At 63.4% G+C, this 12228-nt stretch carries 15 protein-coding genes; 7 read left to right on the top strand and 8 right to left on the bottom strand.

Annotated features, from left to right (window positions below):
* Positions 1-8: 8 nt before the first annotated feature.
* From AC0IPL_RS03730 to AC0IPL_RS03715, 4 genes are all read right to left on the bottom strand, one after another.
* The gene (locus AC0IPL_RS03730; protein ID WP_474272282.1) at positions 9-221 is read right to left on the bottom strand and encodes a hypothetical protein; all 213 of its coding nucleotides are present in this window, start codon (positions 219-221) and stop codon (positions 9-11) included.
* Positions 222-294: 73 nt separating this feature from the next.
* The gene (locus tag AC0IPL_RS03725) at positions 295-2076 is read right to left on the bottom strand and encodes an acyl-CoA dehydrogenase C-terminal domain-containing protein (protein WP_474272281.1); all 1782 of its coding nucleotides are present in this window, start codon (positions 2074-2076) and stop codon (positions 295-297) included.
* Between the two features lie 60 nt (positions 2077-2136).
* Positions 2137-2538: a MerR family transcriptional regulator gene (locus tag AC0IPL_RS03720; RefSeq protein ID WP_474272280.1), complete on the bottom strand. Its 402-nt coding sequence runs from the start codon at positions 2536-2538 to the stop codon at positions 2137-2139.
* A gap of 325 nt (positions 2539-2863) precedes the next feature.
* Positions 2864-3232 carry a MerR family transcriptional regulator gene (locus AC0IPL_RS03715; RefSeq protein ID WP_474272279.1) on the bottom strand — a complete coding sequence of 123 codons (369 nt, stop codon included), beginning with the start codon at positions 3230-3232 and terminating at the stop codon, positions 2864-2866.
* 125 nt (positions 3233-3357) lie between these two features.
* Between AC0IPL_RS03715 and AC0IPL_RS03710 the strand changes: the two genes are divergently transcribed.
* The 3 genes from AC0IPL_RS03710 to AC0IPL_RS03700 are packed head-to-tail and all read left to right on the top strand — an operon-like array spanning position 3358 to position 5622.
* Positions 3358-3780, top strand: coding sequence for a PaaI family thioesterase (locus AC0IPL_RS03710; RefSeq protein WP_474272278.1), 423 nt, complete (start codon positions 3358-3360; stop codon positions 3778-3780).
* Complete coding sequence (locus AC0IPL_RS03705) at positions 3777-4295, top strand: PaaI family thioesterase (RefSeq protein WP_474272277.1); 519 nt, start codon at positions 3777-3779, stop codon at positions 4293-4295. Before AC0IPL_RS03710 ends, AC0IPL_RS03705 begins: the two co-directional genes overlap by 4 nt.
* Positions 4296-4299: 4 nt before the next feature.
* On the top strand, positions 4300-5622 hold the full coding sequence (locus AC0IPL_RS03700; protein ID WP_474272276.1) for an MATE family efflux transporter: 1323 nt from the start codon (positions 4300-4302) through the stop codon (positions 5620-5622).
* 29 nt (positions 5623-5651) lie between these two features.
* Here AC0IPL_RS03700 and arsC read toward each other — a convergent pair whose 3' ends face one another.
* Genes arsC through AC0IPL_RS03685 form a run of 3 tightly spaced genes read right to left on the bottom strand, consistent with a single transcriptional unit; the run spans position 5652 to position 7389 of the window.
* Entirely contained in the window at positions 5652-5999 is a 348-nt protein-coding gene (gene arsC, locus AC0IPL_RS03695) for an arsenate reductase (glutaredoxin) (protein WP_474272275.1), read from the bottom strand.
* On the bottom strand, positions 5996-7054 hold the full coding sequence (locus AC0IPL_RS03690; protein ID WP_474272274.1) for a quinone-dependent dihydroorotate dehydrogenase: 1059 nt from the start codon (positions 7052-7054) through the stop codon (positions 5996-5998). Before AC0IPL_RS03690 ends, arsC begins: the two co-directional genes overlap by 4 nt.
* Positions 7051-7389 (bottom strand): DUF952 domain-containing protein, encoded by a 339-nt coding sequence (locus AC0IPL_RS03685; protein ID WP_474272273.1) that lies wholly within the window; start codon positions 7387-7389, stop codon positions 7051-7053. The genes AC0IPL_RS03690 and AC0IPL_RS03685 overlap by 4 nt, the downstream gene beginning before the upstream one ends.
* Positions 7390-7595: 206 nt before the next feature.
* On the opposite strand from AC0IPL_RS03685, the gene AC0IPL_RS03680 reads away from it, so the two are divergent.
* From AC0IPL_RS03680 to AC0IPL_RS03670, 3 genes are all read left to right on the top strand, one after another.
* On the top strand, positions 7596-9176 hold the full coding sequence (locus AC0IPL_RS03680; protein ID WP_474272272.1) for a bifunctional metallophosphatase/5'-nucleotidase: 1581 nt from the start codon (positions 7596-7598) through the stop codon (positions 9174-9176).
* Positions 9177-9357: 181 nt separating this feature from the next.
* Positions 9358-9666, top strand: coding sequence for a DnaJ family domain-containing protein (locus tag AC0IPL_RS03675; protein WP_474272271.1), 309 nt, complete (start codon positions 9358-9360; stop codon positions 9664-9666).
* Between the two features lie 61 nt (positions 9667-9727).
* Positions 9728-10417 (top strand): SOS response-associated peptidase, encoded by a 690-nt coding sequence (locus AC0IPL_RS03670; protein WP_474272270.1) that lies wholly within the window; start codon positions 9728-9730, stop codon positions 10415-10417.
* 47 nt (positions 10418-10464) lie between these two features.
* Here AC0IPL_RS03670 and AC0IPL_RS03665 read toward each other — a convergent pair whose 3' ends face one another.
* Positions 10465-10986, bottom strand: a complete 522-nt coding sequence (locus AC0IPL_RS03665) for a MarR family winged helix-turn-helix transcriptional regulator (RefSeq protein ID WP_474272269.1) — start codon at positions 10984-10986, stop codon at positions 10465-10467.
* Positions 10987-11151: 165 nt separating this feature from the next.
* On the opposite strand from AC0IPL_RS03665, the gene mnmH reads away from it, so the two are divergent.
* Entirely contained in the window at positions 11152-12204 is a 1053-nt protein-coding gene (gene mnmH / locus AC0IPL_RS03660) for a tRNA 2-selenouridine(34) synthase MnmH (protein ID WP_474272267.1), read from the top strand.
* Positions 12205-12228 lie beyond the last annotated feature (24 nt).

Genomic DNA, 12228 nt, shown 5'->3' with positions numbered 1-12228 from the left:
TGTGGGGCTTATGTCTTGCGGCTTTCCAGCTCGGCGTTGAACAGCCGCAGCCGGTGGGTCAGGTTGTCGTGATTGGTCACGCTGTCGAAATTCTCGAACAGAAAGGACAGCGCTTCGCCTTCGTCCAGACCGGCCTCCAGGGCGAACTTCCTCAGCCGCCTGTAGCCGTCTTCGGTCATGGCGACGGGCAGGCGGCGGGTCAGGCGAAAGCGCTTTGGCATGGTTTGCTCCTTTGCGTTCGAATGTCACCGTCAGGGCCGACGGGGTGCGCCGCGCGGGCGCACCCCAGCAATATCAGAAGGCCTCCGCGTCCAGCGCCATCACTGTCTCGGCGCCGCTTTCGATGCGCGCCAGGTGCAGCTTGGTCGCAGGCAGGCGTCGCGCCATGTAGTAGCGGCCGGTGGCCAGCTTTGTCTCATAGAACGCCGCGTCAGTGGCCCCGGCGTCAAGCGCTTCCTGTGCGGCCTTGCCCATGCGCGCCCACATCAGGCCAAGGCAGACATGGCCGAACAGGTGCATGAAGTCGTAGGAGCCGGCCAGCGCCTGGTTGGGGTTCTTCATGCCCTGCTGCATGAAGAACATGCCGGCCGCTTGCAGATCCTTTGATGCCGCTTGCAGCGGCTTGATGAAGTCCTTGGTGTATTCCTCGGAAATATCTTTGTTTTCCTGACAGAAGGTTTTCACCATGTCAAAGAAGGCGAGGACATACTTGCCGCCGTGCTGACCGAGCTTGCGGCCCACCAGGTCCAGCGCCTGCACGCCGTTGGCGCCTTCGTAAATCATTGCAATGCGGGCGTCGCGGGTGTATTGCGACATGCCCCATTCCTCGATGTAGCCGTGGCCGCCATAGACCTGCTGAGCCTGCACGGTCATGTCGTAGCCCTGATCTGTCAGGAAGCCCTTGATCACCGGTGTCATCAGCGAGATCAGCCCGTCGGCGTCCGCATCCTCGGCCCGGTGGGCCTGGTCGATCAGCGTGGCACCCCACAGCAGGAACGCGCGTGCGCCTTCGGCAAAGCTTTTCTGATCCATCAGCGAGCGGCGGATGTCCGGATGCACGATCAGCGGATCGGCCGGGCCTTCGGGGTTCTTGGCGCCGGTCACGTCGCGGCCCTGCAGCCGGTCCTTGGCGTATTCCACCGCGTTCTGATAGGCGGCCTCAGCCTGGGCCAAACCCTGCATGCCCACGCCGACACGGGCCTCGTTCATCATGGTGAACATGGCGCGCATGCCCTTGTGCGCCTCACCCAGCAGATAGCCGGTGGCCTCGTCATAGTTCATGACGCAGGTGGAGTTGCCGTGGATGCCCATCTTCTCTTCGATCTTGCCGACCGAAACGCCGTTGCGTGCGCCCAGCGAGCCGTCTTCGTTGACCAGGAACTTGGGCACGATGAACAGGCTGACACCCTTGATGCCCTCAGGGCCGCCGGGGATCTTCGCTAGCACCAGATGAACGATGTTTTCCGCCATGTCATGGTCGCCGGCAGAGATGAAGATCTTCTGGCCGGAAATCTTGAAGCTGCCATCGTCCTGCGGTTCTGCCTTGGTGCGCATCAGGCCCAGGTCGGTGCCGCAATGCGGTTCGGTCAGGTTCATGGTTCCGGTCCACTGGCAGCTGACCATATTGGGCAGATAGGTGGCCTTTTGCGCATCCGTGCCATGCGCCAGGATGGCCGAGGCCGCGCCATGGGTCAGACCCTGGTACATGGTGAAGGCCTGGTTGGCAGCTGAGAAGAACTCACCCACCGCGGTGCCGATCACATAAGGCATGTTCTGGCCGCCGAATTCCTCGGGCATGTCGATGCCGGGCCAGCCGCCTTCCTTGACTTGCTCAAATGCCTCGCGGAAGCCTTTGGGGGTGTGAACGATACCGTTCTCCAGACGGCACCCTTCGGTGTCGCCGACGACGTTCAGCGGATGCAACACGCCGCTGGCCACCTTGCCGGCCTCTTCCAGCACCGCATTGGTGAAATCCGGTTCCAGTTCGGCGTAGCCGGGGATGGCGCTCTCTGCGACTTTCAGGACATCATGCAGGATAAACTGTGCGTCTTTGGCAGGGGCTGTGTAAGAAGGCATTGTCGTCCTCGTCTTGGGTTATGTCAAAAACTGGGGTGCCGTGGCAGGGGGGCAGGCGGGCTATTCCGCCGCTTTCTTGTCTGCCTTCATGGAGGCGATCATCCGCGCGCCCCAGGCCAGCTGTTCCTTCAGATCCTCGATGGCTTCGGTCAGCTCTTCGCGCTGCCGCTCCATGTCGGCCAGTCGATCCTGGGCGATCTCATAGGTGCGGCTCAGCTGGGTCAGCTGCTGGTCGCCAACGTGGTACAGGTCCAGCAGTTGGCGGATCTCCTCAAGGCTGAAGCCAAACCGCTTGCCACGCAGGATCAGCTTCAGCCGGGCGCGGTCGCGCGACGTGAACAGACGTTTCTGCCCCTCGCGGATCGGGAACAACAGTTCCTTGGCTTCGTAAAATCGGAGCGTGCGGGGGGTCACGTCAAAGGCCTCGCACATTTCCCGGATGGTCATGGTTCTGTCGGTCATTGATGTCACTCTTGCGGCTTGGTTCCCCATTAGGCTGGGATCAGGACGCGCATCTTGCAAGGGGAACTTGACGTTGACGTAAGTTCTACGTTGCGTCACTTACGGCCGCTCTGGGGCGATCACAAATTAAGCGAAAAATGACGCAACGTCCCGCGTCGCGTCACAGGGCGCGCGGATCGCGCGGTCCCGCGCGCTGGTTGGCTGCTGGGCGAATCCGAAACGGCCGCGGCGGCCGAAAGCGGCCCGCGGAGCCTGCGCGGTCATTTGATGTTAGAGGGGGGGCAGAGGGGTGCGCGGCGTCATCAGCGCCGCGCGGATAGCGCACTTACTTCAGCATCGCCTTGGTCGCTTTGCGCAGATCGGCCAACTCGGAGATCGCCTCGTCGATCTGCTCGCGCTGTTTTTCCAGTTCGACGAGTTGACGGTCAGCCATTTCGACAAAGGCCTGGTTCTGCACGTCATTGCCCTGTTCTTCGTAGATCAGCAGCCACTGGCGGATTTCTTCGAGCGGGAAGCCGAATTTGCGCCCGCGCATGATCAGTTTCATGCGGGCACGCTCCCGAGGGCCGTAGAACCTAGCCCGCCCTTCGCGGTCAGGCTGCAAAAGTTCGATGTATTCGTAATAGCGCAGGGTTCGGGGCGTGACCTCGAACTCGGCGCACATTTCCTTGAATGACAGTCTGTTGCCGCTCATCGTGCTTCTCCCTTGCGGGGAACCTATGCACTTGCAGCAACCAGTGCAAGCGCCTGCTGCGCGGCCCTTGCGCTTTGACGAATGCGCGGCCAAAGATGGTGAAACATCCAAAGGGGAGCATTTTCATGGCCGATCAGACCCGGCTCGCACGGCAATTCATCGAAGCCATTCCCCATGCCCGGCAGCTGGGCATGACGCTGACCCAGATCGGCGATGGCACGGCCGAAATCCGCATGCCCTATGATGACAAGCTGATCGGCGATCCGACCACCGGTGTGATTCACGGCGGCGCGGTTTCGGCGCTGATGGACACGTGCTGCGGCGCTGCGGTGATGAGCCACCCGGCCGCGCCCGGCGGCACCGCGACCATCGACCTGCGCATCGACTACATGCGGCCCGCCACACCCGGCCAAGCGATCACCACCCGCGCCACCTGCCACCACATCACCCGGTCAGTGGCCTTCGTGCGGGCCGTCGCCATGGACGAGGATGAAGACCGCCCCGTCGCCACCGCCGCTGGTGCCTTTACCGTGGAGGATAAGTTTTGAGCCGCCCCCGCCCCGAACCCATTCAGGTCATCAAGCAGCGCCGCGACATGGCCCTGTCGGCGCTGGTCGATTCCGTGCCCTACATCCGGTTTCTGAACGTGACCTTTGACCGCCGCGGCGATGAGCTGACGGCGCAGTTGAACTTTGACGACAAGCTGATCGGCAACCCGTTTCTGCCGGCCATCCATGGCGGTGTCACGGCGGCCTTTCTTGAGATCACGGCGGTGATCACGCTGAATTGGTCGCACCTGTGGCCGCGTATCGAATCCGGCGATCTGGACCCGGCGGAGATGGCGCTGGGCAATCTGCCGCGCCAGCCCAAGACGATTGACTTCACGGTGGACTACCTGCGCTCCGGCCTGCCGCGCGACGCCTATGCGCGGGCCCGGGTGAACCGGTCGGGACGCCGCTATGCCTCGGTTCATGTGGAAAGCTGGCAGGACCACAAGGACAAGCTGTTTGCGCAGGCCACCGGCCATTTCCTGATGCCCCAGGACACCGACGCCAAAGGCTGACCCGTTGACGACAGAGACATCCGCTCCCATCACCCATTCTCGGGTGCTCAGGATTGCCTTGCCGATCGTGCTGTCCAACGTGACAGTGCCGATCCTGGGGGCGGTGGATACCGGCGTGGTGGGCCAGATGGGCGCCGCGGCGCCGATTGGGGCCGTCGGGATCGGCGCGGTTGTGCTCTCCTCGATCTACTGGATCTTTGGTTTCTTGCGAATGGGCACCACCGGGTTGGCAGCACAGGCGCGGGGGGCTGGCGACCAGGCCGAAACCGGCGCTCTGCTGATGCGTGGGCTGCTGCTGGCGCTGGCGGCGGGGGTTTCGTTCATCCTGTTGCAGGTCCTGGTGTTCTGGGCTGCCTTTGCCATCGCCCCGGCCAGTGCCGAGGTCGAGCGCCTGGCGCGGGATTATCTGGAGGTGCGCATCTGGGGCGCGCCGGCCACCATCGCGCTTTATGCGGTGACCGGCTGGCTGATTGCGATGGAGCGCACCCGCGGGGTGTTCGTGTTGCAAATCTGGATGAACGGGCTGAACATCCTGCTGGATCTGTGGTTTGTGCTGGGGCTGGGCTGGGGTGTCGAAGGCGTGGCGGCGGCCACCTTGATTGCAGAATGGAGCGGTCTCGCGCTGGGCCTGTACCTCTGCCGCGATGCTTTTGGTGGCAAGCAATGGCGCAACTGGGCGCGGGTGTTTGACCGCGCCAGATTGCACCGAATGATGCAGGTCAATGCTGACATCATGCTGCGCTCGGTGCTGCTGACCGGTTCTTTCACCACCTTTCTATTCATCGGGTCCGGGGTGGGGGACGTAAACCTGGCGGCCAACCAGATCCTGCTGCAATTCGTGTCGGTGACAGCTTTTGGTCTGGACGGGTTTGCCTTTGCCGCCGAAGCGCTGGTGGGCGGGGCCGTTGGTGCCGGGAGCCGCGGGCGACTGCGCCGTGCAGCAATCGTTGCCGCACAATGGAGTCTGGGCGGTGCGCTGCTGCTCGGGCTGGGGTTTGCGCTGGCGGGGCCTGCGATCATCGACGTGATGACCACCGCCCCCGCCGTGCGCGAGGCCGGGCGTGTCTATCTGATCTGGGTGATTGTGGCGCCAGTGCTGAGCGTTGCAAGCTACATGTTCGACGGGATTTTCATTGGCGCCACCTGGACCCGCGATATGCGCAACGCGATGCTTCAGGCGGTTGCGGCCTATGTGGTGGCGCTGTTGGTCCTGGTGCCGATGTTTGGCAATCACGGGCTGTGGGCGGCACTGATGGTGCTGAACCTGGCCCGCGGTGTGACCCTGGGATTGCGCTATTCCAGGCTGGAGGCGCAGGTGGCGGCCTGATCTCGACCGGTTGCGCCGGACGACGTCGGCTATGGCTGCAAGACGGTTTCGATGGCCTCAGTCGGGCGGCCGATCACCGCCTTGGTCGCAGAGATTGCAATCGGTCGCTCGATCAGGATCGGATGGTCGGCCATGGCCTGAAACAGCGCGTTTTCCGGCGTGTAAGGGCCAAACCCCAGCTCCTTGAACTTCGTCTCGCCGCGACGCATCATTTGAAGCGCGGGCAGGCCCAGAGCTGCCTGAACCTCTTGTAGCTCTGTCACCGTGGGCGCGTCCTTGAGGTATAGCCGCACCGCAACCTCTGCGCCGCGGTCCTCCAGCAGCGCCAGACCGGCACGGGATTTCGAACAGCGCGGATTGTGCCAATAGGTGATCACAGCCAGTCCTCTCGTTTGGTTCCAACTGCCTGCGCGACGGTGTCAAAGCCGTCCTGTTCCAGCAGCACGTCAAGCCCGCGGGCAATGTCCGCCGCAAGCGACAGCCCGCCATAGACCATGGCCGTGTACAACTGAACCGCGCTCGCACCGGCGCAGATCTTGGCATAGGCTTGCGCAGCTGTGCTGATGCCGCCAACGCCGACAAGCGGCACCTGACCGTCCAGCAGCTGCGACAGCTGTGCCAGAACACGGGTGGAGCGTTCGAACAGCGGCGCACCGGACAAGCCGCCTGCTTCGTCCTTGTGCGCGCTGTGCAAACCGTCGCGCGACAGTGTGGTGTTGGTGGCGATCACCGCATCAATGCCGCTGTCCAGTGCCACGGCGGCGATATCCTCTATCCCGTCGCGATCCAGATCGGGTGCGATTTTCAGAAACACCGGCACCCGGCGGTCCAAACCGTCGCGCACCGCGATCACACCCGACAGCAGCGCCGACAGCGCCGCCTTGCCCTGCAAATCCCGCAGTTTCTCCGTGTTGGGTGAGGACACGTTCACCGTGGCAAAATCCAGATGCGCGCCGCAATGAGCCAGCACACGGGCAAAATCTGCAGCGCGGTCTTCGCTGTCCTTGTTGGCGCCCAGGTTCAGCCCGATCACCGCATCGCGCGGCCGCTGTGCCAGCCGGGCGCCAATTGCCTCCATGCCTTCGTTGTTGAAACCGAACCGGTTGATCGCGGCGCGGTCCTCAGTAAGGCGGAACAGGCGCGGCTTTGGGTTGCCCGGCTGCGGGCGGGGCGTGGCGGCTCCGACCTCGATAAAGCCGAAACCCGATTTTGCCAGGGGCGCCAGCGCCTCGGCGTTCTTGTCATAGCCCGCCGCCAGCCCCACAGGATTGGGCAGTTCGATCCCGGCCAAAGAGGTCCGCAACCTGGCAGAGGTGATCGGGCCGGGCGCCGGGGCCAGCCCCAGTTTCAAAGCCTTGATCGAGGCCCCATGCGCGGCCTCAGGGTCCAGCCGGTGCAGCGCCGCGACGCCCAGTCTCTCGACCAGCTTCACGCCATGCCCTCCGGAAACTGATGCACACCATCAACCAGGGGTAGCGGTTTGGACCAGACCACATCCGACAGGCGTAGCTTGCGGTACAAATGTGGGAATTCGGCCCCCCCGCGGGATACCTCCCACTTCAGGTCATCCGCCATAGACCCGGCATCGCAGGCCAGCAGCACCAGCCCCTCTGCTCCGGAAAAATGTTTGGCAGCGGTCTCTGCCGCCTGCCTGGCGGTCGAAAAGTGCACATATCCATCGCTTACATCAATTGGCGCGCCTTGGGTCTCGCCGTCGGCTTGCAGGGCGGCCCATTCGTCCGCGCGGAATATCTTGTAGATCAGCATGGCGGTCTGATGCCCTGCACGGGGCGCTGAATCAAGAGGCAAGGCGGTTGTGTCCGCTGGCGGCTGGTTCAACGCTTGGTGCGTAGTTACGCGCCGTCAGCCAGGGAGACGGGGGCAAAAGTCGTGCCGGTGCCGCTTTTCCCCTTTGACGGATGGGGGATTTGGGCGCACGATCAACGCAAAACAAAACAACGGGAGTATATTGTATGACTGGGAAATTTCTCACATCGGTTGCGGTGCTGGCCCTGACGGCGGGGGCGGCCGCGGCGGAGTTCAAGCTGACGATCCTGCACACAAACGACATCCACAGCCGGATCGAGTCGATCAACAAATACGATTCCACCTGTGGCGCCGAGGATGAGACTGAGGGCAAGTGCTTCGGTGGGGTTGCGCGCGTCATGACCAAGGTCGCAGAGCGTCGCGCAGCGCTGGAGGGGGAGAACGTGCTGCTGCTGGATGCGGGCGACCCATTCCAGGGGTCGCTGTTCTACACCACCTACAAGGGCGCGGCCGAGGCGGAGTTCATGGAGGCGATCGGCTATGACGTGATGGCGGTTGGCAACCACGAATTTGACGATGGTCCTGCTGGGCTGGAGAAATTTACTGATGCTGTGTCCTTCCCGGTGATCTCTGGCAATCTGGATTTGACGTCCGAACCTGCGCTGAAGGGCAAGGTCGGCAACCACGTGGTGCTGGAGGTGGGCGGCGAAAAGATTGGCATCATTTCAGCCTTGGCCACCGACACGGTCGAGACCTCATCGCCGGGGCCGAACGTGGTATTTCAGGATGAAATCGAAAGCCTTCAGGCCGATGTTGCAGCGCTGGAGGAAGAGGGGGTCAACAAGATCATCGCGCTGACCCACGTGGGCCTGTCCAAGGATCTGGATATCGCCGCCAAGGTTCCGGGTATCGACCTGGTGGTTGGCGGCCATTCGCACACGCTGCTGTCCAACACCTCTGACAAGGCAGCCGGACCGTATCCGACCATGGTGGGGGATGTGCCGGTGGTGCAGGCCTATGCTTATTCCAAGTATCTGGGCGAGCTGACGGTGACCTTTGACGATGACGGCAATGTCACGGCCGCCGAGGGGGAGCCGATCCTGCTGGACGCCTCGGTCACGCCGGACGCGGACATGGCGGCACGGGTCGCGGAAATGGGCGCTCCGATTGAGGAAATGAAAACCCGCGTGGTGGCGGAGACCTCCGAAGCGGTCGATGGTTCGCGCGAGGCCTGCCGGTCGGGCGAGTGTGCGATGGGCAACTTGGTGGCCGATGCCATGCTGGCCCGGGTCAAGGATCAGGGGGTGACCATCGCCATCCAGAACGGCGGCGGGCTGCGTGCCTCGATCGATCAGGGGGAGGTGACCATGGGCGAGGTTCTGTCGGTGTTGCCGTTCCAAAACACGCTGTCGACCTTCCAGGTGAGCGGCCAGACCATGATCGATGCTTTGGAAAACGGGGTGAGCCAGATCGAGGACGGCGCCGGGCGTTTCCCGCAAGTGGCGGGAATGAAGTTTGCCTTCGACGCCTCCAAGGAAGCGGGCGCGCGGGTGTCGGACGTGATGGTCATGGAGGGCGATGCCTGGACCGCGATCGACCCGGACAAGACCTACAGTGTGGTGTCCAACAACTATGTCCGTAATGGCGGCGACGGCTACAAGGTGTTCGCAGGCGACGACAAGAACGCCTATGACTTTGGCCCCGACCTGGCGGATGTCGTAGCAGAGTATCTGGCAGAGGCCGGCCCCTACAGCGCCTATACCGACGGCCGTATCACCAAGAAATAAGCCCGCACAGGGCTGACCGGTCAGCTCTTTGCCTGCACGGGCAACCGGGCGACCATTTGCGAAGCTTTCGCCCGGCGGTGCAACCCGCCGGGCGTTTCCTTCTGGGCCGACGGGTGGACCGCCGTCGGGCGGCTGGGCCAATGCCATTGAAGCGGCGCGCGGCCTTATCTATTCTTGCCACATGGACCATCCGCTGATTGACCTCATCAACGCCCGCATCGCAGCCGCCGAGAAAGACGGCGAGTTCGAAAACCTGCCGGGCGCGGGGCGACCTCTGCCAGCCTGCGATGACCCGGAGAACGAGATGGTGAACCGGCTGATCCGCGAAAGCGGCGGGGTGCCGGAATTCGTCAGCCTGTCGCGAGAGCTGCAACGCCTGCGGCAGGAACTCCGGGAGGCCGGTGACCGCAGTCGTCGTCAGGATATTCTGAAACAGATCTCGATGATGGACGCGCGGCTGGATCTGGCCCGCAAGGCCTATATGAAATAGCGACGGCGCGGTCGCTGCGCCTGTACCCGCCTGCCGTAGGCAATCTGCCAGGGAACATACCATGTGCGGACGATTTGCGATAACCCTGCCCAGCGACGCCATGGCGCAACTGTTTGCGGCGCAGCCTGCCAATGACCTGCCGAAGGTGCCGGATTACAACGTCTGCCCAACGAGCCGGGTGCATGTGGTACAGGCCGCAGAAGGCGGCCGTCGGCTGGTCTCGATGCGCTGGGGCTTTCTGCCTCATTGGTACAGCAGTGAAACCGATGGTCCGCTGCTCATCAACGCCCGCGCGGAGACGCTGGCGCGCAAGTCCGCCTTTGCCGAGGCCTGCCGCACGCGCCGCTGCCTGATCCCCGCCAGCGGCTTTTACGAGTGGACAAAGGCAACGGACGGCAGCCGCCAACCCTGGTATCTTCAGCGCAGCGACGGCGCTCCCATCGCCTTTGCGGCAATCTGGCAGTCTTGGGCGCAGGCCAGCCCGGTGCAGACCTGCGCCATCGTCACCACGGCCGCCAACAAATCGGTCAGCGCCATCCATCACCGGATGCCGCTGGTGCTGGAGACTGACGACTGGGCAAAATGGCTGGGCGAGGAGGGGCATGGCGCCGCCAGCCTGATGCAGCCCGGCGCGGAGAACCTGCTGCGCTATCACCGGGTCGATCCGAAAGTAAACTCCAATCGGGCAGAAGGCGAGGCGCTGATCGAGCCGTTTGACGCGGTGGAGCAGCCGCCGACCCAGCTGATCTGACCCTGGGCTTATTAGCCCGTGCAAAGCAGACGCCGGGCGCAGGTGCCCTAGCCTGCAGATTGAATGTCGGGCAGATCCCGTTGCGGTGCGCGGCTCAGGTCATTGGCGGCGAGCGTGGCTTTTTGCAACAAGGCAATGAACTGGTCCCGCTCTTCGGCGCTCAGTCCGGATAAAAAGCGGGCCTGCGCTGCCTTTACGATTGGCAGGACACGGTCCAGCAACGCGGTGCCGGCACTGGTCAGGCGCACCTCGCGGGCGCGCCGATCGGCCGCGGAGATCCGCCGCGCCACCAATCCCTTGTCCACCAAGCGGTCCACGACCTTGCCAAGGGTGGCCCGATCATAGGCGATTAGTCCGGCCACAGAGGCCTGATCGATCCCGGGATGGCGGCGGATCGCAGTCATGGCGGAGAATTGCACCGGCGTCAGGTCGATGTCCTCTTCGGCCATGCGATCCATGAACTGGGCAACAGAGATCTGGTGCAGCCGCCGGATCAGGTGGCCGGGCAGGGCGTGGATGTCCAGGGGGTCGGTGTCCAGGGGGGCGGTGTCCAGCGGGTTGGTGTCCATTGCAGTTGTTTCCCCGGTCCAAGTCCGCGGATCTCGTCCCGCGGGGTATGTGGAGTTTTGGTTTTCCCTGCCATAGCGCCCGCCACGCGCGCCATGCAAGGTTTATTGCCAAAGGCCCGGCATTTGTCGCTTTCCCCGTGTCCGGACGCAGGTTACATCGGGGACATGGCGCTGACATTCACATCCCTGCAAGAGTTTTATGCCCACGGCTTCGATGCGGTGATCGATGTGCGCAGCCCCGCTGAACACGCCGAAGACCATGTGCCCGGCGCGATCAACCTGCCGGTGCTGAACAACGAGGAACGCGCGCACGTCGGCACGATCTACGTGCAGGACAGCCCCTTCAAGGCCCGCAAACTGGGCGCAGCGATGGTGTTTCGCAACGCGGCCAATCACATCGAACAGCGGCTCAGCCACCACGAGGGCAGCTGGAAGCCGCTGGTCTACTGCTGGCGCGGCGGCCAGCGCTCTGGCTCGTTCACCTGGATGTTGCAGCAAATCGGCTGGCGGGCCGAGGTCGTCGCAGGCGGTTATCAGAGCTATCGCCGGCTGGTCCATAGCGCGATGTACGACTCGCCGCTGCCGTATCGCTTGATTTTGCTAGACGGCTATACTGGCTCCGCCAAGACGGAGATCCTGCAACGCGCCGGGCGTCACGGCGCCCAAGTGCTGGATCTCGAAGGTCTGGCCAATCACCGCGGGTCGCTGCTGGGCGACATGCCGACGCCGCAGCCTTCGCAAAAAGGTTTTGAATCAGCCGTCGCCGGCGCACTGATGCGGCTGGACCCGGCGCGACCTGTGCTGGTAGAGGCGGAGTCCAGCAAGATTGGTCAGCGCATCATCCCGCCAACTCTGTGGAGTGCGATGAAACAGGCGCCCCGGATTGAGATCCAGGCACCGGTGGCAGCGCGCAGCTCTTATCTGGTGCAGGCCTACGATGACATCCTGTCCGACGCCGACCGCCTGCGCGAAAAGCTCGCTCCGTTGCGCGCGCATCGGTCCGGTCCGGTGGTGGACGGCTGGTTTGACAGCATCGCCGCCGGTGACCGAGCCGCACTGACCCATGCGCTGATGATCGACCATTACGATCCCGCCTATCGCAAGTCCCGTGCCGCGATCGGTGCGGAGGTGATCGCGACCATCGAGGCCGCCACGTTGGACGAATCCGGCCAAGAGAGGATGGCGCGTCAGGTGTCAGACCTGCTTGCCGCCGTCTAGTCTTGCCACCGGCGGATCTCCCGC

Source organism: Leisingera sp. SA32, assembly GCF_056033425.1.
Note: the sequence above shows the minus strand (reverse complement) of the source record. Positions and strands in the feature narration are given on the sequence as shown.

Coding starts and splice junctions, on each gene's coding strand:
- AC0IPL_RS03665 (WP_474272269.1), bottom strand. CDS start 10,986: ATGGACACCAACCCGCTGGACACCGCCCCCCTGGACACCGACCCCCTG.
- AC0IPL_RS03725 (WP_474272281.1), bottom strand. CDS start 2,076: ATGCCTTCTTACACAGCCCCTGCCAAAGACGCACAGTTTATCCTGCAT.
- AC0IPL_RS03685 (WP_474272273.1), bottom strand. CDS start 7,389: ATGCTGATCTACAAGATATTCCGCGCGGACGAATGGGCCGCCCTGCAA.
- AC0IPL_RS03675 (WP_474272271.1), top strand. CDS start 9,358: ATGGACCATCCGCTGATTGACCTCATCAACGCCCGCATCGCAGCCGCC.
- AC0IPL_RS03730 (WP_474272282.1), bottom strand. CDS start 221: ATGCCAAAGCGCTTTCGCCTGACCCGCCGCCTGCCCGTCGCCATGACC.
- mnmH (WP_474272267.1), top strand. CDS start 11,152: ATGGCGCTGACATTCACATCCCTGCAAGAGTTTTATGCCCACGGCTTC.
- AC0IPL_RS03720 (WP_474272280.1), bottom strand. CDS start 2,538: ATGACCGACAGAACCATGACCATCCGGGAAATGTGCGAGGCCTTTGAC.
- AC0IPL_RS03680 (WP_474272272.1), top strand. CDS start 7,596: ATGACTGGGAAATTTCTCACATCGGTTGCGGTGCTGGCCCTGACGGCG.
- AC0IPL_RS03715 (WP_474272279.1), bottom strand. CDS start 3,232: ATGAGCGGCAACAGACTGTCATTCAAGGAAATGTGCGCCGAGTTCGAG.
- AC0IPL_RS03710 (WP_474272278.1), top strand. CDS start 3,358: ATGGCCGATCAGACCCGGCTCGCACGGCAATTCATCGAAGCCATTCCC.
- AC0IPL_RS03670 (WP_474272270.1), top strand. CDS start 9,728: ATGTGCGGACGATTTGCGATAACCCTGCCCAGCGACGCCATGGCGCAA.